A 22,879-nucleotide genomic window follows, 5' to 3' on the forward strand; every position below is an offset into this window, starting at 1 on the left:
CCCTAAGCCTATCCCAACCTATTCTCTCCCCCTTCCACCCACCCTCTTCCTATTACCTATACCCGCTACCTCCTCACTCTTCCTGTCTACCTATGCCCGCTACCTCTACTCTCACTCTTCCCTTCCGGCTCCTGCCTATTCCAGCCTATTCTCTCCCCCCTCTTCCTATCTACCTATACCCGCTCCCTCCTCGCTCTTTCCCTTCCGTCCCCTGCCTATTCTATCTTCTCCTTCTATCCTTACACTTTCTATCTACCCATACCCACTTCATCTACCTTCCCCCTTCCCCTTCCGTCCCCTGCCTATTCTCTCTCCCCTCCTCCTTCGGACGAAAGGGATGAGGGATACCCTACCTTCCTTATGAGGGAGGGAAGAGGCGCAGGGGACTCTCATATTCCACTCACCCCCCTAGGGGGGGAAGAGCGAGGGGCGAGATAGGAATAAAATACCCGAGGCGACGTACCCACTCTGGGGTACGTCGCCTCGGGTCTACCTCTAGGGAAGAGTGAGGACTTGGGGAAGTGGGGCTATTTCTTCGTCTTCTTTATCCCGTCAAGGTAGTAGTTCATGAGCTTGTTGAGGGCGAGATGGCAGGCGGGGCAGAAGTCGGGGTTAGCATTCGACCGCATGCGACAGTCGAAGCTCGGGCGATACATACCCTTCTTGCTGTAGGCAGCACCTTCGTATAGCCCCACGGGGTACTTCTTGGCTTGAGCAGGAGGTGTGGGGACGGGAGTACCCTTGCGGATCAGGTGTGACCACTTCTTACCCTCGAAGTCCTTTAGGGTCGTGACGTTCTGCTCCCAAGGCTCGACCTCCCTAGAGTAACTCTCCGCTACCGCATCATCTTCGTAGAAGTATTCGTCGGTCAAGCCCCCGAAGCTGTGCCCGAACTCATGTACGATCACAGGGAGGTAGTACTTGTGGTGTGTCGAGCTGATGAGGTAGGAGTTGTAGATACCGCCACCGCCATAGACATCGCTATTGACGAGGATGATTAAGTGCTCATAGGGAATTCCCACGAGGGCATCATTGATGGCCTTGACCCGGCGGGTGGTTAGGTAGCGTTCGCTATAGAAGGTGTCGAAGTGGGAGCTGAAGGGTGTGCGGGGCCAGAAGTGCTCTCGGGGGACAGCAACGCCCGAGTCCTTGGAGGTAGAGCGGACGGCAACGACATTGAAGTGCTCCCTATAGCTCTTGAAGGGCTCGTAGGAGAAGATGGCATCCACCGCAGCCCGAGCATCCTTGAGGAAGAGTGGCATCTCAGCCTCGGTGTAGCCTTCGGCAAGGATGGCTAGGTCGATGCAGTCCTTCGCCGTACCCGACTTGATGAGGTACTCGTGGGGAAGAGCAGGCTCCTTCGTACGGTCGTGGATCAAGATGTCTGTGGGATCAATGCGCTGCACCTGTGTGGCGATGACCTCTGCATGCGCACCGCTTAGCTCCATCGTCACCGTGATAGGTGCCTTAGGGTAAGGGATGAGGAAGACATTCTCGTAGGCACGCTGTACCCGCTTGGCCTCATCGGTCAGTCGCCACTCTTGGTAGAGCGAGTTGAAGGACGTGCAGTAGATGACCTTCCCCGAGGCTTCGTCCCGTACATAGAGACGAGCGTTACCCCGTAGAGCGAGGGTATCGAGGTGATGCCTACGACCTGCCCAGCCCGTGAGCAGGTGATGCTCCTCTGGGTAGATAGTCGTGTGCTCAGAGTCCCCGGAGAAGATGTAGTCTAGGCGCAGCGTACTGTCTCGGAAGAAGGTGTCGAAGTGTTGAGCTGCAGCTCGCTCTGCCCATCCCATGAGGAGGCAGAGGGCAACGAGGAGAAGAGAGGTAGTCTTTCTTCGCATGATCATGAAGCGTTAATTGGGTTAAAGTAGCAGAGTAGTAGTACGTCACACACGGCGGTGTGGAGGATAGGGTTCGTCTCTGAGAGCTCGGTACATACGATCATAGGTGGGCAGGATAATCCCGAGGTGATGCGCCGTACGCACGACGTAGCCCGTGAGGTTCTCCAGCTCCGTCCTTCCCCCAGCGAGGAAGTCCACGTGCATAGAGCTGGTGCTGGTAGGGATCATGAAGGTCTGTCGCTCGATCGTTCGCTCTACCGCGTCTTCCCCTAGGTCGTGGCCTAGGGCCGTGTAGAGCTGGCAGAGCTCCTCGATGAGCGCACGCATTCCTCTAGGGTGCTGAGCAAGCGCTTCGCCCACGGTGAGGTTGTAGTAGGAGGTCCCCGTAGCAGTAGCAGAGATCATGAGGTACTTCTTGCGGATATGATCCTCTATATTGTCTGGGTTAATCGCCTTCACACCTACAGAGGTAAGTAGGTCGGCTAGCTCCCTCTCTTCCTCTGTGCGTGTAGTCTCACGGCTCCCGAAGATGAAGATCTCACGCTCAGCCTCTAGTAGGATCTCTCCTGCCTCGGGCTTTCGCCCCGAGATATAGACACAGCCATCCCACACCCTATTATTAGGCAGGATGCGCTTCACCTGCTCGGTGATGTCAGCACCATTGAGCAGGGGCAGGATAATAGTCTCAGGGGTGATGATGGGTAGGAGCTGACGAAGATTAGCCTCTAGGTCATAGCTCTTGGTGGCGAGAATGACGAGGTCAGACTTGAGGAGCTCGTGGGGGTCTTCCGCCACGAAGTCAGGCTCGACAGTGAAGTCACGCTCTGGGGTATGGACGTGCAGCCCACGAGAGCGAATAGCCTCGAGGTGCGCACCTCTTGCGAGGAAGGCTATTTGACGTCCCTTCCCCTCTCTACGGGCAGCCTGGACGAGCATCGCCCCATAGTAGCCCCCGACACCGCCTAGACCCGAGATGGTAATATGATGTAGTAGCATAGAGATTCGTTCGTTTGAGTTAGTGTTGTTATTGTTATCCGTGCTTTTTAAGTCTGCCCTTACGATACTCCCTGCGTCGCCAATAGCGCATGAAGGACTCTGTGAAGTAGAGGAAGAGGAGATGACGACGATAGTACCGTGACTTCGTAAAGCAGTTTAGATAGCGACGCTTACGTGCTCTCACGAGGAAGGGCTTGTAAAGCTTTGTGTAGAGGTTATAGGCCTCTTCATCGTGTAGGTGGAGCATGTAATAGTTCCAGATATAGTTTACTAGGAGGGCATTGGCATAGGCAGCAAAACTGGGATTATGCTTTCCCTCCTTAATGAGCTGTTCTAAGTCCTCGAAGAGGGTTATGCCATTCTTCTGAGTAATTTTCTCCGTGATTGCACCGGGTCTCCCTACTCGATAGTGAAGCCCCGAAAAGGGTAAGATCCGATAGGCAGAGCATCGCCAAAAGACCTGAAACGTATAGCACACATCCTCCATGCTGTGTCCCTCCACGAAGCGTAGCCCCTCTATAACCTCCCGCCTGTATACTCGTTGCCACACAGCAGGATATACATAGATGTCCAGACCAGAAACATATCGATTCAACACCTCTGCCCTCGTATAGCGTCCACTATGACTCTGTATATCACGTGCTGATATCCTATCAGAATAAACCTCCTCAAAGCCAAAGCCGACAAGGTCAAGATCAGGCTCATGCTCTAGGGCTTCAATACAACGCTCATAGGTATCAAGCTCTAGCCAGTCATCACTATCGAGGTAGGTCACATAGGGGCAGTCCCCGATATACTCTAGCCCATGATTACGTGCAGAGCTTAGTCCTCCGTTCTCCTTATGTAGCACGAGGATACGATCATCCTCCCGAGCATACTCCTCACAGATCGCCCCGCAGGAGTCTGGGGAGCCATCATCGACAAGGATGATGCGTAAGGAGGTAAAGGTCTGTCGCTGGACAGACTCAATGCACTGCCGCAGGTAAGGCTCTACCTTGTAGACAGGGATAATGACAGCTAGGCGAGGGCTAGACGGAGATGTGATAGACATAGAGCTTGTATTTGATAGTAAGAGACAGGAACAGTCGGGAGAACTAGTGGTGAGAAATGCGATAGAGCAAGGATTGAACCCCGAGGAAGGCGCTTGGCATTCGATGAAACAATCGATACTTCCACCACCTAGAGCGTGAACGGAAGGTGTTGAGGTAGGGACGCTGGCTTAGTCGCTGGGCGATCTTGAGGTACTTCTTCCCATGCTCTGCATAGGCTCCGGGGGACTTGACCAGGAGCTTCATGTGTCGCCAAAGGCAATTCACGGCCAAGGTATTGGCAAGGGCTGTGAAGGTCGTGTCGTTATACCGCTGGATAAGCACCTCCAGATCCTCAAAGAGCGTCTCCCGATCAGGTATGGTCACATCCGTGATGGCTCCTGGACGCTGGATGCGATAGTTCACCCCCACACGTGGTAGGAGGGCATAGGCTCTACTTCGCCAAAGAACCTCAAGGGTGTAGGGGACATCCTCCCATTTATGTCCCTTAAAGAACTTCAAGCCCTCAATGAGCTCTCTGCGATAGACCTTTGCCCAAACAGGAGGTGCTACGATCGGTGAAGTCATAGAGACATAGTGCTGGAGAGCCTCCTCGTGGCTATAGGTACGAGCCTCGGGGATGACCTCCTCTACCTGCTCTGGAGATACCCTGCGATGCCCATAGCCGACTAAGTCAAGCTCTGGATGACGCTCTAGGGTGGAGATACAAGCCTCATAAATGCCTTCCTCTAGCCAGTCATCACTGTCTACGAAGGTCACGTAGGGGCAGTCCCCGATGAGTGCTAGCCCTACATTTCGAGCATCGCTAAGCCCACCATTCTCCTTGTGGATGACGTGCACCCGTGGATCTACTGCTGCGTATTCCTCACAGATAGCACCACAGCTATCGGGGGAGCCGTCATCGACCAAAATAACCCGAAGAGCCCTGTAGCTCTGCGTCAAGATCGACTCAATACATGCCCTGAGGTAAGGCTCGACCTTGTAGACAGCTACAATGACTGCTAGAGTGGTATCTGTGGGGTGAAGGTTAGAGACCAAGAGCTATACTATTTATGACGATGAAACAGCTCCCGCACCAAGAGCCTTAGCCGAAGTAGGCTAAGGGGATGACGATAAAGCCAGTAATGACGGAGGCGCTCCCACCGAGAGCTAAAGACGCTAATGTAGGGGCGGGACTGTACCTTCCTCAGAAAGGCTAGATAGTCAGAGCTAAGGGTATCAAAGAGCACCCTCTCCCGAGTGATACGCTTGAACTGAAGCCAAAGATAGCTCAGCTCTAGCGTATTGGCATAAGTAAGAAAAACCAGATCCTCTCCCCGACGATCGATGAGACTCTCTAGGGAAAGGAAGAGGTCACGCTGGTCTAGCAGTCTACTCTCGGTAGCTGCGCCTGGTCTTTGGACTCGGTAGTTCAGCCCAGCGATAGGGAGAAGGGCATAGCTACCCGAGCTCTGCCAGAGCACCTCTAGGGTGTAGCTCACATCCTCCCACAGCCTACCCTCGGGGAAGCTAAGCCCTGCTAAGGCAGAGAGGCGATAGATGCGGCTCCATACCAATGCTCCGACGATAGGCGATTTGCAAGAGAGGAAGAGGCGTAGAGCCTCCTCCCTCGTCAGCGTCTCCTGCGATGGGATGAGGGGGTGGACATGATCGGGGTAGACCATATTATACCCATAGCCTACAATGCTCACCTCGGGATGCTCCTCGAGGTGACGAATGCACCGCTCATAGGTATTCCCCTCAAGCCAATCATCCGAATCCAGAAAGGTGACATAGTCACAGCCGTCGATGTGCTTTAGTCCAAGGTTGCGTGCCGAACTCTGGCCTCCGTTCTCCTTGTGTAGCACGATCACTCGCTCGTCTCGCTGGGCATACTCCTCACAGATCGCCCCCGAAGCATCAGGCGAGCCATCATCGACAAGTATGACTTGGAGATCTCGGTAGCTCTGCCCTAGGATAGACTCTATGCACTGACGGAGATAAGGTTCGACCCTATAGACGGGTACGATGACGGCTAGCTTCATCTTCGCTCTAATAGTGTGGTGTAAAGGTCTTGATACCCCCGAGCCATTGCCCGATAGTCAAAGAGAAGGGCACGCTCACGAAGTCTCTGCCCTCGCTCGGCCTCCCGCTCATGGAGCTCCAGTCCCTCTAGGACAAGGCTTGCCATAGCCTCGGGCTCGACGTCTCGGAAGTAATATGCTTCCGCTCCCCCTACCTCCGGCAAGCTAGTCATCGGGCGAAGGAAGAGAGGCTTGCCGAGGGACATGGCCTCTACGACTGGGAGCCCAAAGCCCTCCGCCATCGAGGGATGTACGAGTGCACGACAATGGTAGAGGAGCTGAGCCTTCTCCTCATCCCCCACAGCCTTCATCAGGTGTACCCGCCCCTGTAGTCCATAGCGAGCCACGAGCGAGGTAATGCGCTCTAGGTAATCGGCTTTGGCCTCCGAATAGATCAGCACGAGCTGTAGCTCCTCGGGCAGGGCTGCGAGCATGGGGATGAGTAGGTGCTGTTGCTTCTTCTCATGCAGTACCCCTAGGGCGAGCAGATAGGGAGCCCGAGGGATCAGTCTAGGTCTAGGGAGGGACGCTAGACGGGCTTCATCGGGAAGGAAGATCCCGTTGTGGATCACCCGCACAGGCAGATCCTCCGCCAGTTCAAAGAGCTCTCTATGCCTCATGAGATCCTCCTTCACATAGTGCGATATGCAGGCAATGCCCGTAGCCCGACGGAGGTTAGAGGCTACTAGTCGCAGCAGCTTCTCCCGCTTCTTCGGGGCAAGAGGCTCGGTGAGGAGGTTTAGGTCATGAAGGGTCACGAGACAGGGTTTACCCCACAGCTGTGGGAAGTAATGCTGTCTCTGATGGGTCAAGTGTATGAGGTCAAAGCCTCGGGGGATGGGGTTGAAGAACGCATGAAGCGGCGAGAAGGCCACCCTACCCTCTCCTCCTGCTCCTCGGGGGGCATAGAAGTGGTACTCCAGCCCACTATCCCCTACCTCCCGTAGCCCCGTCTCTAGGGCACGACAGTAATAGCCCAAACCAGAGTATGGGTAACGTCTACGCTCTAAGTCGATGAGCAGGCGAGGGCTACTTAGGGGCTTCATGAGGGTAAAGATACTCAGAGTTGGTCAAAGATCCCCTGCCAGCGTGGTATGTTTCGCTCGGGGAAGTATTCCTCGACACGTCGCATAGAGGCCTCAGCAAGGCTTTGACGTAGCTCTTCCCGAAGGCATAGCTCACGCAGCTTCGTAGCGTATTCGTCTAAATCAAAGGGAGTAACGAGACGTCCATACTGCTCTCCTGTGCCTATAATCTCCTTGACCCCATCGGAGCATCCGAAGGCAATGGGTACGACGCCATAGCTCTGAGCCTCGGTCAGTACGAGTCCCCAGCCTTCGTAGGTAGAGGTCATAGCTAGGACGGAGGACTGAGGATAAATCAGGCTAGGATCAGGGGCATAGCCTCGGAGGCTTATGCGGGGAAGTTGCTTATCCTCGATCAGTGCCCTTAGGTACTTTTCTTCTTTGCCCTGACCATAGATTTCTACCGACCACTCGGGGAGCTCTCGGTGTATCTGCTCCCAGATGTAGATGAGTCGATCAGCCCGCTTGTCGGCATAGCTTAGCCGCCCCATGAAGATAATCTTCTTCGGACGACCGAGGAGGGTCACCTCTCTCTTTGGGGGGCGCACCATATTGGGCAGAGAGACAAACTTCTTCTGCTCCTCTGCGCTTAGTCCGAGGGAGTCCGCAAAGATCTTGATGTAGCCTGGTGCGAGGGTGATGAAGCAGTCTACCTCGCTCACCAGATGTCGGTACCACTTGATGAGCCGTGCACGATCGGGGACAAGGAGCCTTCGGGTGCGCCGTATAAGTAGGCTGTAGATGTTCTTATGCCAGGGGTGATGAGGCTTATAGCCTGCACGCTCCCTACGGTCGATCAGCTCCCAGAGTGGCGAGCTATGGCACCAATAGATGAGCCGTAGACCTGCCGAGCGCAGGTAGGCCAGCTGGTCATTAGGCAATGCTATAGGGATGATCACGACTTGTATCCCTCGTGCCTTGGACTCTCTGAGGATAACGTCTGCACTCTCCCGAGTCCAAAGCCTTACCCCCTCTGGGAAGAGTGTCAGACTGATCTCGGGGCGAGCGGGCAGTACCCATTCCTCGGCACGATGCTCCTCGGCAAAGAAGTGCGTACAGATACCCATCTGGCGAAAGATAAGGCTCGTCTGCCTAGAGACTTCCTCCGCTCCCCCCAGCGCAAGCCGGCGGTGTACAATCGCTACGTGCAAACCCTTTGTATCCATTCTAAAACAAGCTAAAAAGAAGCCCCTCACGGGGGCAAAGCTAGAGACCTCAAGGGAGGTATTGGGGGAACCTCGTGGGAAGTACCCTCGGTACCTCTTAGCAGTTTCCCTCAGTACCTTTGGAGGGGTTTCCTCGGCTCCTTCGTGAGGTCATAGACTCCCCCCTCAATCTCTCAACGGGAAAAAGGGTGGATCGTGTACGAGCTAAAGTCCATCAAGTGCCATGGCGAAGGCCTCTACATCCCGCCTCGGCAGTCAGATTATATTCTGACTAGAGACGCTTGAAGATCTCCTCCCATGCCTCACGGCTTCGCTCGGGGCTATACTCCAAGCGTTTGCTTAGACACCCCTGCTGTAGCTTCGCTCTATAGTCTGTGTCACGACAGAGCCTAATCAGTCGCTGTGCATACTGGCTCAAGCTGAAGGGGCGAACCAGCACCCCAGCACGCTCATCCTCGCCAAGTACGGCACGTACCCCCGAAGAGCAGGCGAAAGCCATCGGAACAACACCATGGTTCTGTGCCTCGGCAAGTACCATCCCCCATCCCTCATGTGTGGAGGTCAGTAGCAGTACAGAGGCTCTTCGGTAGACCTCGCTTGGCTCAGCGGCATAGCCACAGAGACGTATACGAGGGAGTCCCTTCTGCTCTAGGTATGCCTTCAGTCGCTCCTCATCAGGACCTGTGCCATGTATCTCCACACGCCAATCAGGCAAAGCCTCGTAAGTCCTTGCCCAGATGTCGATGACACGATCCACCCGCTTGTCCGCATAGCTCAGACGCCCAACGAAGATGATGAGCTTCTCCTTCTCCAGCGTTGGGTGTGGCTCTACCTGTAGCGTATTGATTAGGGGAATGAGTTTGGAGGCTTGCTCGGGAGGTAAGTGAAGTCGCTCGGCAAGCTCCCGAGCATACGCAGGGCAAAGTGTGAGATAGAGATCCGTTCCCTCTATGACACGTCGGTAGTAGTCCTCCCATTGCCGTCTATAGGCACCCGTCCAGAGCTTGAAGGGCACACGTAGGAAGATCCACTCTAGGCGCCGACTAAGATCCTTCTTTACTAGGAAGCGACGATCGTCAATAGCAGCCCGATATTCCCAGAGGGGCATCCCGTGGTTCCAAAAGATTAGCTTCACACCAGTGCTTCTGAGGGCACCTAAGTAAGGGAATGGGGAGATATTGGGGATAAGGAGCACCGAGATCTGATGTAGACGTAGCTCTTGAATAAGGAAGTCTACAGCCTGCTGATTCCAGAGCTTTGCCCCCTCTGGGAACAACGAGAGAGAACAAAACTTGGGGTCAGGTATCTGCCACTCCGCCTCTCGCCACGCTACTGTATAGTAATGTAGGTGGACGCCCATGGAGGCAAAGAGCTTGCCCGTATCATGCACGATGACATCCAGCCCTCCACGGAAGAGGATCGGATGAACACTAGCGACATGTAGGCCTTCTATTTCCATTGATCAGTTTAGTTAGCTATCCTAAGGGCTGTATGGCTCACGGAGGTATGCTTCTAGGAGGGAAAGAGGATTTGTACGAACTAAAGTTCGGCTGGAGCAAAGACGGAAGTCTCCACCTCCCCGCCTTGGCAGTCAGATTGTATTTAGACTAGAGACGCTGGAAGATTTCCACCCATGCCTCACGACTACGCTCGGGGCTGTATTCTAAGCGTTTGCTTAGACACCCCTGCTGTAGCTTCGCTCGATAGTCTGTATCACGACAGAGCCTAACTAGACGACGAGCATACTGGCTCAAGCTGAAGGGGCGAACCAGCACCCCAGCACGATTATCCTCACCAAGTATGGTACGCACCCCCGAGGAGCAGGCAAAGGCCATCGGCACAACACCATGGTTCTGTGCCTCGATTAAGGCCATCGGCCAGCCCTCATGGGTCGAGGTCAATAGCAGTACAGAGGCTCTTCGGTAGACCTCGCTTGGCTCGGCGGTATAGCCACAGAGACGTATGCGAGGGAGTCCCTTCTGCTCCAGGTATGCCTTCACTCGCTGCTCGTCTGGGCCTGCACCGTATATCTCGACACGCCAATCAGGCAAAGTCTTGTGAGCCCTTGCCCAGATGTCGATGACACGATCCACCCGCTTGTCGGCATAGCTCAGACGCCCAACGAAGACGATGAGCTTCTCCTTCTCCAGTGTTGGCTGTGGCTCTATCTGCAAGGTATTGATTAGAGGTACGACCTTGGAGGCTTGCTCGGGAGGTAAGCAAAGCTGCTCCGCAAGCTCCCGAGCATACGCAGGGCAAAGCGTGAGGTAGAGATCCATCCCCTCTATGACACGTCGGTAATAGTCCTCCCATGGTCGTCGATAGGCACCCGTCCAGAGCTTGAAGGGCACACGTAGGAAGATCCACTCTAGGTGCCGACTCAGCTTCTTCTTCACTACGAAGCGACGAGCCTCGATAGAGTCATGATATTCCCATAGGGGCATCCCATGGCTCCAAAAGACTAGCTTCACACCAGAGCTTCTGAGGAGATCTAGGTAAGAGCCAGGGAAATAGTTGGGGATAATAAGCATCGAGATTTGACGTAGACGTAGCTCTTGAAGGACGAAGTCTACAGCCTGCTGATTCCAGAGCTCTGCCCCATCAGGAAGCAAGGAGAGAGAGCAGTGTGTAGGGGCAGGTAGCTGCCACTCCGCTTCTCGCCACTCGATAGTATAGTAATGCACGTGGATACCCATGGAGGCAAAGAGCCTGCCCGTATCGCGAATAACCACATCTAGCCCTCCTAGTCCGAGGACAGGATAGACAATGGCAACGTGTAAGCCTTCTATTTTCATAGATAGAATAAGTTTGAACTCCTGAGGGCTATATGGCTCACTGCGGTGTGCCCCTAGTGAAAATTAGATGAGTGGCTCGAGGAAGCCTCCCGATGGGGAGCGTGGGAGAGACTCTCGTGGAGGCGAAGTAAAATAGGTGCCGTCGATGGCGTAAGTCGATCCCCATATCTAAGCTCTGCTTCGTGAAGGATCTGAGTGGCCTCACTCACCTGACGCTCCTCTAGTGCGAAGTACATACGAACACTTGCCTCGTAGAGTGAGAGGGCTAGCCTTAGCTCCTCCTTGCTCCCAAAGCGTTGCTCGGGCAGGAAGAAACTCTCTAGCTGGAGTACCAGCTCCTCTCCATAAATATCCCGATCGAAGTCCAAGAGATGAGCCTCGATACTGCGAAGCATGGTCACCTGATCAATGCTCGGACGTGTACCGATATAGAGCATCGCCTTGTACTCGGCCTCCTTTCCCCCCTCTCGGAGGTAAGCTCGAGCTAGATAGACGCCATCCTGAGGGAGGACTTGGGTGGCATAGCCGAGGTCGATATTGGCTGTCGGATAGCCAAGTTTCCGTCCCAACTGCTGTCCCTGCACGACTTTTCCCTTTAGGGAGTAGCGACGGCCAAGGAGCAGAGCCGCACGAGCGACGTCCCCCGACTTGATACACTCCCGGATACGTGTTGAGCTCACGACCTCGCCATCGACTTGGTAGCTTCGTCCTCGGTGGATAGCGATACCGAGCCTCTGCCCTAGACGTTCATAGTCTTCGATAGTTAGACTAGCTCCTTTACCAAAGTGGTGGTCGTAGCCAATAACAAGATCCGTCACACCGATCTGACGGAGCAGGACATCCTCCATAAAGGCCTCTGCGGACATCGAGGCGAGCGTCTTAGTAAAAGGTAGGTCATGCACCTCGACTCCACCTAGCTCACGGAGTAGCTGATCACGCTCCTCAGGGGCGATCAAGTGCCCGACCATGCGATCGGGGCGGAGGACATCGGATGGGTAAGGAGAAAAGGTCACGACATGTAGCTCGGCGTCGTCATAGCCCAGAGCAAGGTCTCGCATCTGACCTAGGAGCATAGCATGCCCACGATGTACCCCGTCGAAGGAGCCAATGGTAGCGATTATCTTTTTACCCATGAGAGAGGATTGAGCTTTGTTCGTTCGTGCCATAGCTGGAAGTGGAGCAGACGTGTCCCACTGCCGTCTGGAGCTGTACCTATGGTCCCGAGGGCTTGTCCAGTCTTGACTCTTGCACCCTGTCCTACGGAGAGGGCTGCGAGGTTAGCATAGACAGTGAGGTAGTTCCCATGTCGGAGGATGACAGCTGTACCATACCCAGGGACGACGAAGACACGGCTGACGACCCCAGCGAAGACCGCATAGGCACGGCTATCACCCTGTACTCCATAGTCTACCCCACTACTGCTGACCTGTACTCGGGCATGCTCGCTATGGCGGTGCACACCGAAGGTACGTAGGAGCGTGTAGGCTCCTCGGATAGGTGCAGGGAGGCTCCCCTTATTCTGGGCAAAGGAGCTGGCTAGAGCCCGCTCACCGGCATCCATTGCATAGCCCCCGGGGGTCGCTGCTTGGCGCTCCTCGGTGGGCTCCTCTGCTGGAGGTGTAGGGGTCGGGAGAGAGGGTTGGGGCGTACCTCGGCGGCTCTTAGGTATAGGGGGGGCTTTGGGCTTGGAGCGTGCTGCGAGTTGCTTCTTACGGAGCTCCTCGGAGCGTCGCTGGGCAGCGATAATCTCGGCCTCCACCTGCTGCTGTATCTGCCGGTCTAGAGCCTCGGCACGCTGTCGCTGTCGAGAGAGGTCTTGGGCGACCTGCTTCTCTTGCCCCTTGAGGCTCTTGACCTCAGAGGCTCGTGCTACCTCCTCTCTCTCGAGCTTGCACTTCTCTTGCTCACGTAGGACGAGGAGTTGCTCCTTCTCCGAGTGCGTGCGTCCGACCTCAGCCTTGGTTACCTCGATCTCGGAGCGGGTACTTCGTAGGGCTCGGGAGGCCTGCTGGACGGCCTCTACATACCGGCGGAGGAAGTGCTGTCGCTCCCGAGCTTGGGTAGGTGTGGCTGAGGAGAGGATGAATAGGAGGGGATCGATGTGGGTATCTATCCGCTGGAGCTGAAGGAGAGCCGACTGGTAGCGAAGGAGTAGCGCCCCCTCCTCACGCCTCAGACGACCGATATGCCCCGAGAGAGTATCGATACGAGCCTGTAGGCCACTGACCTCGTTGCCTAGGAGGGTGACGACCTCACGGCGCTGGGCTACCTGCTGCTGTACGACCCTGAGGGTCTGCTCGCTGCTCTGGGTAGTGGCTCGTAGCTGCTGGAGCTTCTTATCGCCCTCCTCGATCTTCTTCAGGAGCTGACGACGCTCCTGCTCTAGCCGTCGTAGCGTACGGGACTTAGTCTGTGCTAGACTTCGATAGGGATACAAGCCCCCCAGCGGGAGCAGGATAATGAGGAGTAGGAATAGGCGAAGTGACCTCATGAGGCTCGGGTTATTGCTCAGATGCCAGTACACGCAGTAGGGATGAGATGGAGATACGTTGGTAGCTCGGCTTGATCTGGGGCTTTAGGCTAGGGGGGGTACCAGCATAGGGCTGTACCCGCCCCCAGTCAATGACGAGCCGGGGAGCAGCCTCCAGCTCCCGCCCTAGGTAGAGCTCGGTACGCTCTGGCAGTAGGGAGGATGGAGCGGTGTAGCGGAGGGCAAAGATACGTCCCCGGAGCGCCTCCTGATGCCAGACATCGAAGAGCTCAGGATAGCCCGTGCGACCGAAGCCCCAGCGATAGGTATACCGCTGTGCGCCCTGTGACACACTAGGACGTAGATGCCCCGAGAGCTCTGCTCCTCCCTCAGGATAGGCTCGATAGATGAGGTCCTCGGCTCGGCGCTCCTTCGCCGCCTTGGGGAGGAAGGGATGGCCTAGGAGTAAGGCCTCTACCTCGGGATAGCTCAGGGGGAAGCCCAGATAGTCGGAGAGCTCTGTATACGAAGCCTCGGCATAGCGACCATGGATACGATCCACAGCTGTGATCCCCTCTGAGGTGAACCATACTCGTCCTGCCTCGACGAGGGGGAAGGGGACGATAGACCAGTAGATCCCCTGACCTCGCTGGATCGTCGTATTGACCTTGGAGGAGAAGGTCTCCTTCCCTAGCTGTACCTGTAGGCTGATCGCGCCACGCAGTACCGAGCCCTCACCGGAGGTAGGCGCTGTGGGCGAGGCGAGTAGTGAGCGTAGCCGAGCCTCGGCATAGGCTCCAGCTCCAGCGGTGGGGGTATCTGTACTCCTCTGACCGCGGCGAGCGAGGTCACAGCCAGAGGATAGGAGGGTAGCCAGCAGGGCTACCGTATATACTATGTATATGGAGTGTCGCATTATCTTGTCTGCTTCTTGGTCTGCTTATTCCCCTTTGTGGTCTTGGCCTCGGGGGCCTTTAGTCGGGCGATCTTAGCCTCCACCTGATGTTTCTCCTCCAGATTGCCTTGCTGTTCGTAGGCCTTCCGAGCATTGATGAAGTAGAGGAGCGCCTCATCCTGATCCCCGAGGGCTAGGAGGATGTCTCCCATATGGTCGTACATATCTGCCGAGGCTTCCTCACCCGCCTGATCCAGAGCCTTGCGCTGGTAGAGTCTCGCTAGACCATCATTACCCCGGCGGTGCAGGACATAGGCATAGGTGTCTAGGATGTGCGCAGCCTCGGGGCTGAGCTTCACAGCTTGGCTTGCATACTGTTCTGCTAGCTCTAGCTCTTTCCCCGCCTTCGCCAGACGATAGGCGTAGTTATTGAGGATATCGGGGTCATCGGGGCTAGCCTCTATAGCACGGCGGTATAGGCTATCTGCCTGGGCTCGCTGTGCAGGCGTCCCTCGCTCGGCATAGAGATCGGCGAGCAGACCATTGAGGCGAGCCGCACCTATCCCCGTCTGGGGGCTGATAGACTGGGCACCCTGCTCTAGGGTCTTGATAGCCTCTGGGATACGATCCTCGACGAAGTAGCCCGTGGCGATAGCTAGATAGTAGCGCCACTCCTCGGGGACGTAGTGCACGGCCTCCTTAGCGATCTGGATGACGAGGCTATCCTGTGAGAGCCCGACGGCGTTCTGGAAGAGCTCCTCCCAGAGCCAGGGGAGCCTAGGGTGTAGCTTCGTCTGGGGACGCAGGAGGTCTATCGCCTCCTGATGGCGACTACGATAGCGGAGGAGACGGGCATAGCTACTGAGGATGTCCATATCCTCGGGGTGTACCGATAGGAGGCGCTTGATGTAGGGCATGTATTGCTCCCCGAGGAGCTTTTCCTCCCCTACGACAGCCTGAGAGAGGAGCGTCCAGAGGGCGAACTTCTCCGAGGCTCTGAGCTCAGGAGATTCGTTGAGCTTGATGAGCTCTTTCTCGGCCTGATCATACTCCTTGCGAGCTAGGTGCAGATGGACTCGGAGTGCCTGGGCATCAGCGGGGTGTATCCGCCCCTTCTTGAGGTCAGCCGCCAGCCGTCTCTCCACCTCGCGGTACTGCTCACTCTGGATGAGGTAGAGGATCAGGTCATAATAGAGCTTCGCCTCCCGAGCTGGGAAGAGTGAGGCCTGTGTCTCATACTCCTGCACGATGGCCTTCGTATCCCCCGAGAGCTCCAGCAGGTGGATCTTCATCTGGGTGAGGCGGGTATAGGGATCTGGGTGATGACGGAAGCGCTTCTGAAGCTCTGAGCACAGCTGGATAGCCTGAGGGATATAGCCCGTACGTGCATAGAGCTGGACGAGGCGATACTTCACATCTATATCGTCGGGGTCTAAGCGTAGGAGCTGCTTATTCACCCGTAGGGCATCCTCCATCCGCTCTGTAGCAATGTAGGCCGAGGAGAGAGCTGTGGCAAAGGCCATCTCCGTACTATCCGACCGGTAGGCCTGCTCCAGCAGGGGGAGTGCCTCGGCCTGCCGCTCGGTATCCATATATATCCCCCCGAGGGCAAAGGCGACAATCGGGTCACCCGGGATAAGGGTATGTGCACGCTTCAGGAGGTCAAGCGCCTCCTCGGTGCGCCCCAGTCGCTGGGCGAGTACCCCTCGGTAGTAGTAATCGGAGGCCTTATCCTCCCGACTGACGCTGTCAGTGCTGAGACCTTTGCTCCCCTTCGTGGGTAGCTGTCCTAGGGCTCGGGGGCTCCCCACGAGGCTGAGGGCCAGAAGGCCTACATATATGAGTTGCTTGCTGATGCTCATCTCTATGCTATAACGTCGCTCCTGTGGCTAGGGAGCATACCAATATCTTTCAAAGATACCTATTTCTGAGTATATAGTGAGTCTACCTAGACCTCGAGCCTCAGAAGTAGGCATACCGGCGCCCTACCGACCACACGACCGTCACGAGGAAGCCCCCCCGAGGATACGGAGAGGTAGAGCGACCTATCTCTTGGGGAGCTATGCTCTAGGACGTATGAGCGATCGGCTCCCGTCCCCTATACTTACTCGCCTACGGGGTAAGATCCGTCACGAGGGGGGAGTCACCGGGGGACATCCCTGGGTGCTGGCTAGGATCGAAGTATGGAAGTCCCGCCTATTAGCTATCTTTGGAGTACATATAATCACTAATTAGACGATACATACAATGACACGCACTCGCATTCTGATGATGACACTGATGATGACACTCCTCGGGCTCGGCCTAGCGGGCTGTCAGGGTAGTGGGTTCAGTGTCTCCCGAGAAGGCTTCACCGTAGTGGAGCCCAGCCAACTCCCCAGCTGTGACTTCCTCCTCGTAGACTATCCCGTACGAGTAGCTCTACATGTGGGGCAGACGACGCAGGTGGTCTTCCCTGCCGACCTTCCCAAGGAGATCCGTGACGACATAGAGCTACGGGTCAAGGAGAGCTCCCTACTGATCACCTCCCGAGGGATGAGTGATCGCTCGGGCTTCTGGACTAAGTTTGCCAACCGAGACATCCACCTAGATGTCTACCTCCCCAAGCTCTATGGTGTAGAGGCCACCCATGCCTCCAGCATACAGCTCATGGATAGTCTGAGCACCCAGAACTTCTCGGTCGTAGCCGATGGAGCCTCTCGGGTCACCGGGCTACAGCTGTCAGGGGATACGCTCTCCGTCGTCGCCTCTGGGGCGAGCCAAGTGGAGGCATCGACCAGCCTCTCTCAGCAACTCTTTGTCCTCGTCTCTGGGGCTTCGCACGTCGGGTTACGAGGTTCCTCGGCACTCACCCAAGTCTCTGTAGACGGAGCCAGTGGGTGTGATGCAGGCTCCATGAGCTCCCGCTCAGCGGAGTTCCTCATCTCGGGTGCTTCACGGGGCTCTATAGGACAGGTCGATAGTCTCGCCTATAGCGTCTCTGGAGCCTCGAAGTTCAGTTACCACGGTCACCCCACCATCTCTAGCCAGAGCTGTACAGGGGCTAGCTCCGTCAAGGCTCAGTAATCCCCCACTCCCCCACTCTCGAGACACAAGACCAAGGAGCTAGCGCAGAAAGAGCGTAAGGGGCGAGAGCTCGCAGAGAAGGCATAGGGAGGCGATAGAGAAGAGCGAGGGAGGCGATACTCATCGGATGAGTATCGCCTCCCTCGCTCTATTTGTATCTGTATACGTAGATGTAGCTCCCGTGCTCCAGACTCTGAGGGTATCCTCGGGATAGAGACGGACTAGATGTAGTAGCCTAGTAGCGAATGGTGATCTTCGTGGGCTTGCTCTCTTGCCAGAAGCGGTTGATCGCCGTCACCACATAGGTATAGCTGGTGCCGGGGCGAGCTGGGGGAAGCGTGTAGTAGGTCTTGGTAGAGATACCCATCAGGTGGCGGGGATCACGCAGATCTATGCGCTCTCCCTCGGCGAAGCGGTAGACGGCATAGTAGTAGGCTTGCTCAGGGTCGGCATCATCGTGTCGATCGATCCAGAGGAGCATGTGCCCATCCTCATTGATATCCTCTAGGAGCTCCCCGACGGGCTTCGGTGCCTTCGTTCGTCCCAGAGCTCCCTTGTACTCAGGCAGGAGTGCGGGGTAGCGCTGGTAGACCCTCAGCAGGCTATCACCTATCCCTCGATAGTTGCGTAGGATATTCTCCGCAGGCCACCAGGCATTCCCTTGGGCGAAGTGACGGGAGAGTGTCAGCTTCTCCTCCAGCTGTCCTGCATCCATCGTTCGCTGGGTATGCTGTCCGATGTAGAGCTGTGTGGGACTGTGCTGGAGGTGTCGCCCCCACCAGGAGACGAGCTCCCAGTAGTCGGCCACAGGGTGACCGATATTCCAGTAGATCTGGGGGATGATGTAGTCTACCCAACCCTTGTCCTTCCAGCGTAGGACGTCGGCATAGAGGTCATCATAGTTCTGTAGCCCCGAGGTCTTACTCCCCTTGGGGTCGTTGGAGCTATTGCGATAGATACCGAAGGGGCTAACCCCGAAGCGCACCCAGGGCTTCGTCTCGAGGATCGCCCTACGGGTCTCAGCGATCAGTCGGTCCACGTTGTCCCTACGCCACTGAGCCCGCTCGTCAGGCTGGTAGCCTGCGGGCAGACCAAAACGACGGAAGGTAGCCTCGTCGTCAAATGGTGCCCCGTCCTTGGGATAGGGATAGAAGTAGTCGTCGTAGTGAATAGCATCTACCTCATATCGCTTGACGAGGTCACGTACCACCGAGGTGATGTAGCGGACACTCTGCGGATGCCCGGGGTCCATCACGAGCTGCTTGCCATAGCGAACGAAGAGCTCGGGGTAGCGACGTGCAGGGTGCTTAGCATCTAGGGGCTGGTCGGCATTAGCAGCTCCACGATAGGGATTGATCCAGGCATGTACCTCGATGCCCCGTGCATGGCACTCGTTGATCACGAGTCCGAGGGGATCCCAGCTAGGGTCTGGTGCCTCTCCCTGCCGTCCCGTGAGGTAGCGACTCCAGGGCTCGAGCTCGCTAGGATACCAAGCATCCCCCTCGGCACGTACCTGGAAGATCAAGACGTTGCATCCCGTCTGCCTCAGGAGCTCGATCCTTCGGGTCAAGAGCCCCCGAGCCTCCTGACGAGCTAGGCCTGCATACTCACTGCGGAAGATCGTCGGGAGCCAAGCTGCTCGGAACTCCCGCTTCAGTGGCTCTCGGGGATCATCACTCGCAGCTCCTCGTCCTCGGGAGACGCCACAGGACGAGGCAAAGAGAAGCACCGAGAGGCAAGCTAGGAGCAAGCCCCTCGGTGTACGAGTCGTATAAGTCTTCTTGGTCATCGTTCGGGTAAAAAGATTGGGAGGAGAGAGAGGCGAGCCGATCAGCTCAGGTGCAGATACTGATAGGTGTGGATGACCCACAGCAGGAAGGCCGTGAAGGGCAGTACCAGCAGGAGGCTATCTATACGGTCTAGGATACCCCCATGCCCAGGGATGATGTTCCCCGAGTCCTTGACCCCAACCTGCCGCTTGATCATAGACTCGAAGAGGTCTCCCCACGTACCCGCCACTGAGATGACCGCACCGAAGAGGAGCCACAGGGGCTCCCAGCCAAGCATCAGTCCCGAGACGAGTACGGAGGCGATGAAGCCACCAGCGAAGCCCTCCCAGCTCTTCTTGGGCGAGACGCTTGGGAAGAGCTTGTGTCGCCCCAGCGTAGAGCCCGCCAGATAAGCCCCCGTATCATTGACCCATATGCAGACGAAGATCGTCAGCAGGAGGCGTGAGTCAGCGAGCCCTGAGTAGAAGATATTGGCCACGCTCATAAAACCTGCGACGTAGATCTGCCCTAGGAAGACCTTCGCTAGGTCTGTGGGCATGAGCTCTCGCTCGCTGTATATGCTACGTACCAGCACGTAGAGGAGGTAGGCCGCATAGGGGACGAGGAGGATGTGACCAGCCTTTCCCTGAGCGATCATATAGGTCACCCAGAAGAGGTACACCCCTGCAGACGCATCACTAATGCGTCGCAGGGGGAAGGTACGATGGGTAGAGACGAGGTTGGACCACTCCCACACCCCGAGGAAGACGATCAGTCCGAAGACGATCATATAGAGAAGAGGGCTCCCCAAGAGGAGGGCGCCGAGGATGAGGGCGACATAGAGTCCCCCGAAGATTGCGCGCTTAGCTAGATTGCTCATCGGTCTTTGTTTTATCTGATATCGTTGTCGCCTCTGTCTCCCCCGCTGGGATTTCTGAGCTAGAGGCATTGGCCTGCATCAGCTCATCGGTACGGCTGATCCAGGGACGCTTGCCGAAGATATGCTCTACATCCTCCGTATAGATCACCTCACGATCCAGTAGGAGCTGTGCCAGCTGCTGGATTCCCTCGGCATGCTCACTGAGGATCGCCTTAGCCCGCTCATACTGCGAGCGTACGATGTCGGTGGCCTCTCGGTCGATGAGCTCAGCCGTCTTGTCGCTATAGGGCTTGGTGAGTCCATAGCCATCACTCTGCATATCGTAGTAGTTGATGTGCGGTAGGGTCTCGCTCATCCCGTAGTAGGCGACCATGGCATAGGCTATCTTGGTCGTATGCTCTAGGTCGTTGGCAGCCCCCGTGGAGATGCGCCCGAGGAAGAGCTCCTCGGCGGCACGTCCAGCCAGTGTGGCACACATCTGATCCAGCAGCGCCTGCGTCGTAGTGATCTGTCGCTCCTCGGGGAGATACCAAGCGGCTCCGAGTGCCTTGCCTCGGGGGACGATCGTGACCTTCACCAGAGGGTTGGCATACTGTAGGAACCAGCTGACCGCCGCATGGCCAGCCTCGTGGATGGCGATACTGCGCCGCTCCTCTTCGGTCGTGATCTTGTTCTTCTTCTCCAGCCCCCCGACTACACGGTCGATAGCATTCATGAAGTCCTCGCGGGAGACAAATTCCTTCTCTGCACGGGCAGCGATCAGGGCGGCCTCGTTACATACATTGGCTATATCAGCCCCAGAGAAGCCCGGGGTACGGCGAGCCAGTAGGTCGATATCTACCGTATCATCGATCTTCAGGGGACGTAGGTGCACGAGGAAAATCTCCCGACGATCATTCACATCGGGTATATCTACATAGATCTGACGGTCGAAGCGTCCCGCACGTAGGAGGGCCGAGTCGAGAATATCGGCACGGTTCGTCGCTGCCAGCACGATGATCCCGCTATTAGTCCCGAAGCCGTCCATCTCCGTCAGGAGCTGGTTGAGGGTATTCTCCCGCTCATCGTTGCCCCCGAGGTTGTTGTTCTTGCCACGAGCACGCCCGACAGCATCGATCTCGTCGATGAAGATGATACAGGGTGCCTTCTCCTTAGCCTTCTGGAAGAGGTCTCGCACACGAGAAGCACCGACCCCGACGAACATCTCTACGAAGTCCGAGCCTGCGAGGGAGAAGAAGGGTACATGAGCCTCCCCTGCCACAGCCTTAGCTAGCAGGGTCTTACCTGTCCCCGGAGGCCCTACGAGGAGGGCGCCCTTGGGGATCTTACCTCCGAGCTGGGTATATTTGGCGGGGTTCTTCAGGAAGTGTACGATCTCCTCCACCTCGACCTTAGCTTCATGTAGGCCAGCGACATCCTTGAAGGTCACCGGGGTACTCTCCTTCTCATACAGCTGTGCCTTGCTCTTGCCGATACTGAAGATCCCCCCGCCTGACATCCCGCCAGCGCCACCAGCTCCGCCAGCTCGTCGCATCATGTACGACCAGAAGACGAAGATCAGAATGATGGGGGCAAAGCTGAGGAGCAGACTGAGGAAGCCCGAGCGGGACTCCTTGTAGCTCACGTGCGCCGTGATACCACTCTCCTCGTAGAACTGGGAGAAGCGCTCTACGGTCGGGATCTCTGTCGTGAGGGTACGCTCCGTACGCTGCTGATTGCGTCCCAGCAGAGGCGAATTCTTGGCGAAGATGCTATCTGCCGCCTGTGAGGTCAGCACCCCGACGGCCGTCTTCTCGCCCCGATCCACGGTGATCTGGGTAAAGGCGTTGTTGCGTGCGATGCGCTGGAACTCATCCCAGCTCAAGGTCTTCGTATCCCCGAAGCCACCATCCCAGAGGAAGAGTCCCCCGAGCAAGCCGATAATGATCGCATAGATCCACAGCTCATTGAAGCGGAAGAGCTTTCCAGGCTTCTTCCCGTTGTTTTGTATCATCTATTCTTTCTATTCGTTCGTAGTATCATCCTAGGGGTGCCACTAGGTGAACTCCCTGATACTGCTACAACAAAGACTATGCCACCTTAGTTGCATCAGCTACACCAGCCCAAGTCCCCCCCTAACACCCCGAGGCTACCTCAGTGCCTCCTCTAGGGTCGAGACAAATCGGATCTGCCCCCGAGCATTACTCTCCCGGATGAAGTCCCTCAGACTGGGGCTAGCATACGGGCCAAAGTCACCGATGAGTGTCAGCGACAGAGCGTACTGGGCAAACTTCTGGAGGATCTCCCCAGCGAGTCTATTCCTAAGCACGAAGAACTCGGGGGGCACATTATGCTCATAGACCATCACTCCATCAAAGCCCTGATAGGACATATTACCGATTAGGTCTAGGGCGTCCTCTACAGTGCCGAGGATGACCTGATCGGATAGGATCTCCGCCAGCAGTCGGCCTCCGACCTGATGAGTCTGTACCTTCATAATTATATAGGTATCTATGGTGATGGGGGCAAATCTCTCACACGGAGGATTAGAGACCCCTCGCTTACAAGCACAAAGGTAACCATATTTGCACGAGAGGGACGAATACCCTCCCCCCAAGACGAATATGAGGGCTACGCTCCCAGCCCATCCCTCTGTCCCCAGAAGGGCCGACGCATGAAATCACTATAGCGCGAGGGCAAGGTCGTGGGGGAGCATACGCCGAAGATAGAAATACCTATATCCTAGGCTAGATATGCCAAGCGAATCCCTCCTACCTAGGAGGGATGAGTATACACGTGTGTACACAACTGTATACCCA

18 protein-coding genes are annotated in these 22,879 nt (G+C 56.3%); 1 reads left to right on the plus strand and 17 read right to left on the minus strand.

Features of this window, described 5'->3' with window-relative positions:
* Positions 1–527: 527 nt before the first annotated feature.
* The 13 genes from QZ170_RS07245 to QZ170_RS07305 all read right to left on the minus strand — a co-directional run bounded on the left by QZ170_RS07245 (position 528) and on the right by QZ170_RS07305 (position 16,228).
* Positions 528–1,799, minus strand: coding sequence for a M64 family metallopeptidase (locus QZ170_RS07245; protein WP_297179308.1), 1,272 nt, complete (start codon positions 1,797–1,799; stop codon positions 528–530).
* A gap of 93 nt (positions 1,800–1,892) precedes the next feature.
* Entirely contained in the window at positions 1,893–2,843 is a 951-nt protein-coding gene (locus QZ170_RS07250; protein ID WP_297179260.1) for a 2-dehydropantoate 2-reductase, read from the minus strand.
* A gap of 34 nt (positions 2,844–2,877) precedes the next feature.
* Positions 2,878–3,894 (minus strand): glycosyltransferase family 2 protein, encoded by a 1,017-nt coding sequence (locus tag QZ170_RS07255; RefSeq protein ID WP_297179263.1) that lies wholly within the window; start codon positions 3,892–3,894, stop codon positions 2,878–2,880.
* A 43-nt stretch (positions 3,895–3,937) separates the two neighbouring features.
* On the minus strand, positions 3,938–4,930 hold the full coding sequence (locus QZ170_RS07260; protein WP_297179265.1) for a glycosyltransferase: 993 nt from the start codon (positions 4,928–4,930) through the stop codon (positions 3,938–3,940).
* 8 nt (positions 4,931–4,938) lie between these two features.
* Positions 4,939–5,916 carry a glycosyltransferase family 2 protein gene (locus tag QZ170_RS07265; RefSeq protein ID WP_297179268.1) on the minus strand — a complete coding sequence of 326 codons (978 nt, stop codon included), beginning with the start codon at positions 5,914–5,916 and terminating at the stop codon, positions 4,939–4,941.
* Entirely contained in the window at positions 5,913–7,001 is a 1,089-nt protein-coding gene (locus QZ170_RS07270; RefSeq protein WP_297179271.1) for a glycosyltransferase family 1 protein, read from the minus strand. The genes QZ170_RS07265 and QZ170_RS07270 overlap by 4 nt, the downstream gene beginning before the upstream one ends.
* Positions 7,002–7,015: 14 nt before the next feature.
* Positions 7,016–8,206, minus strand: coding sequence for a glycosyltransferase (locus tag QZ170_RS07275; RefSeq protein ID WP_297179275.1), 1,191 nt, complete (start codon positions 8,204–8,206; stop codon positions 7,016–7,018).
* A gap of 271 nt (positions 8,207–8,477) precedes the next feature.
* Positions 8,478–9,665, minus strand: a complete 1,188-nt coding sequence (locus QZ170_RS07280; protein ID WP_297179277.1) for a glycosyltransferase — start codon at positions 9,663–9,665, stop codon at positions 8,478–8,480.
* Positions 9,666–9,813: 148 nt separating this feature from the next.
* Complete coding sequence (locus QZ170_RS07285; RefSeq protein WP_297179280.1) at positions 9,814–11,001, minus strand: glycosyltransferase; 1,188 nt, start codon at positions 10,999–11,001, stop codon at positions 9,814–9,816.
* 53 nt (positions 11,002–11,054) lie between these two features.
* Positions 11,055–12,134 carry a riboflavin biosynthesis protein RibF gene (gene ribF / locus QZ170_RS07290; RefSeq protein WP_297179283.1) on the minus strand — a complete coding sequence of 360 codons (1,080 nt, stop codon included), beginning with the start codon at positions 12,132–12,134 and terminating at the stop codon, positions 11,055–11,057.
* Entirely contained in the window at positions 12,119–13,492 is a 1,374-nt protein-coding gene (locus QZ170_RS07295) for a peptidoglycan DD-metalloendopeptidase family protein (protein WP_297179286.1), read from the minus strand. The genes ribF and QZ170_RS07295 overlap by 16 nt, the downstream gene beginning before the upstream one ends.
* 10 nt (positions 13,493–13,502) lie before the next feature.
* The gene (locus QZ170_RS07300; protein WP_297179289.1) at positions 13,503–14,387 is read right to left on the minus strand and encodes a DUF4292 domain-containing protein; all 885 of its coding nucleotides are present in this window, start codon (positions 14,385–14,387) and stop codon (positions 13,503–13,505) included.
* The gene (locus tag QZ170_RS07305; RefSeq protein ID WP_297179292.1) at positions 14,387–16,228 is read right to left on the minus strand and encodes a tetratricopeptide repeat protein; all 1,842 of its coding nucleotides are present in this window, start codon (positions 16,226–16,228) and stop codon (positions 14,387–14,389) included. Before QZ170_RS07305 ends, QZ170_RS07300 begins: the two co-directional genes overlap by 1 nt.
* 385 nt (positions 16,229–16,613) lie before the next feature.
* Between QZ170_RS07305 and QZ170_RS07310 the strand changes: the two genes are divergently transcribed.
* Entirely contained in the window at positions 16,614–17,432 is an 819-nt protein-coding gene (locus tag QZ170_RS07310) for a DUF2807 domain-containing protein (RefSeq protein ID WP_297179294.1), read from the plus strand.
* 235 nt (positions 17,433–17,667) lie between these two features.
* On the opposite strand, the gene QZ170_RS07315 is transcribed toward QZ170_RS07310, so the two are convergent.
* From QZ170_RS07315 to QZ170_RS07330, 4 genes are all read right to left on the minus strand, one after another.
* Positions 17,668–19,221 (minus strand): family 10 glycosylhydrolase, encoded by a 1,554-nt coding sequence (locus QZ170_RS07315; protein ID WP_297179297.1) that lies wholly within the window; start codon positions 19,219–19,221, stop codon positions 17,668–17,670.
* Between the two features lie 41 nt (positions 19,222–19,262).
* Positions 19,263–20,081, minus strand: a complete 819-nt coding sequence (locus QZ170_RS07320) for a phosphatidate cytidylyltransferase (protein ID WP_297179300.1) — start codon at positions 20,079–20,081, stop codon at positions 19,263–19,265.
* Positions 20,065–22,074 (minus strand): ATP-dependent zinc metalloprotease FtsH, encoded by a 2,010-nt coding sequence (ftsH, locus tag QZ170_RS07325; protein WP_297179302.1) that lies wholly within the window; start codon positions 22,072–22,074, stop codon positions 20,065–20,067. The genes QZ170_RS07320 and ftsH overlap by 17 nt, the downstream gene beginning before the upstream one ends.
* A 135-nt stretch (positions 22,075–22,209) precedes the next feature.
* Complete coding sequence (locus QZ170_RS07330; RefSeq protein ID WP_297179305.1) at positions 22,210–22,557, minus strand: DUF4180 domain-containing protein; 348 nt, start codon at positions 22,555–22,557, stop codon at positions 22,210–22,212.
* Positions 22,558–22,879: the final 322 nt, after the last annotated feature.

Origin of the sequence: uncultured Porphyromonas sp. (genome assembly GCF_905372525.1) — a bacterium.
GTDB lineage: Bacteria > Bacteroidota > Bacteroidia > Bacteroidales > Porphyromonadaceae > Porphyromonas.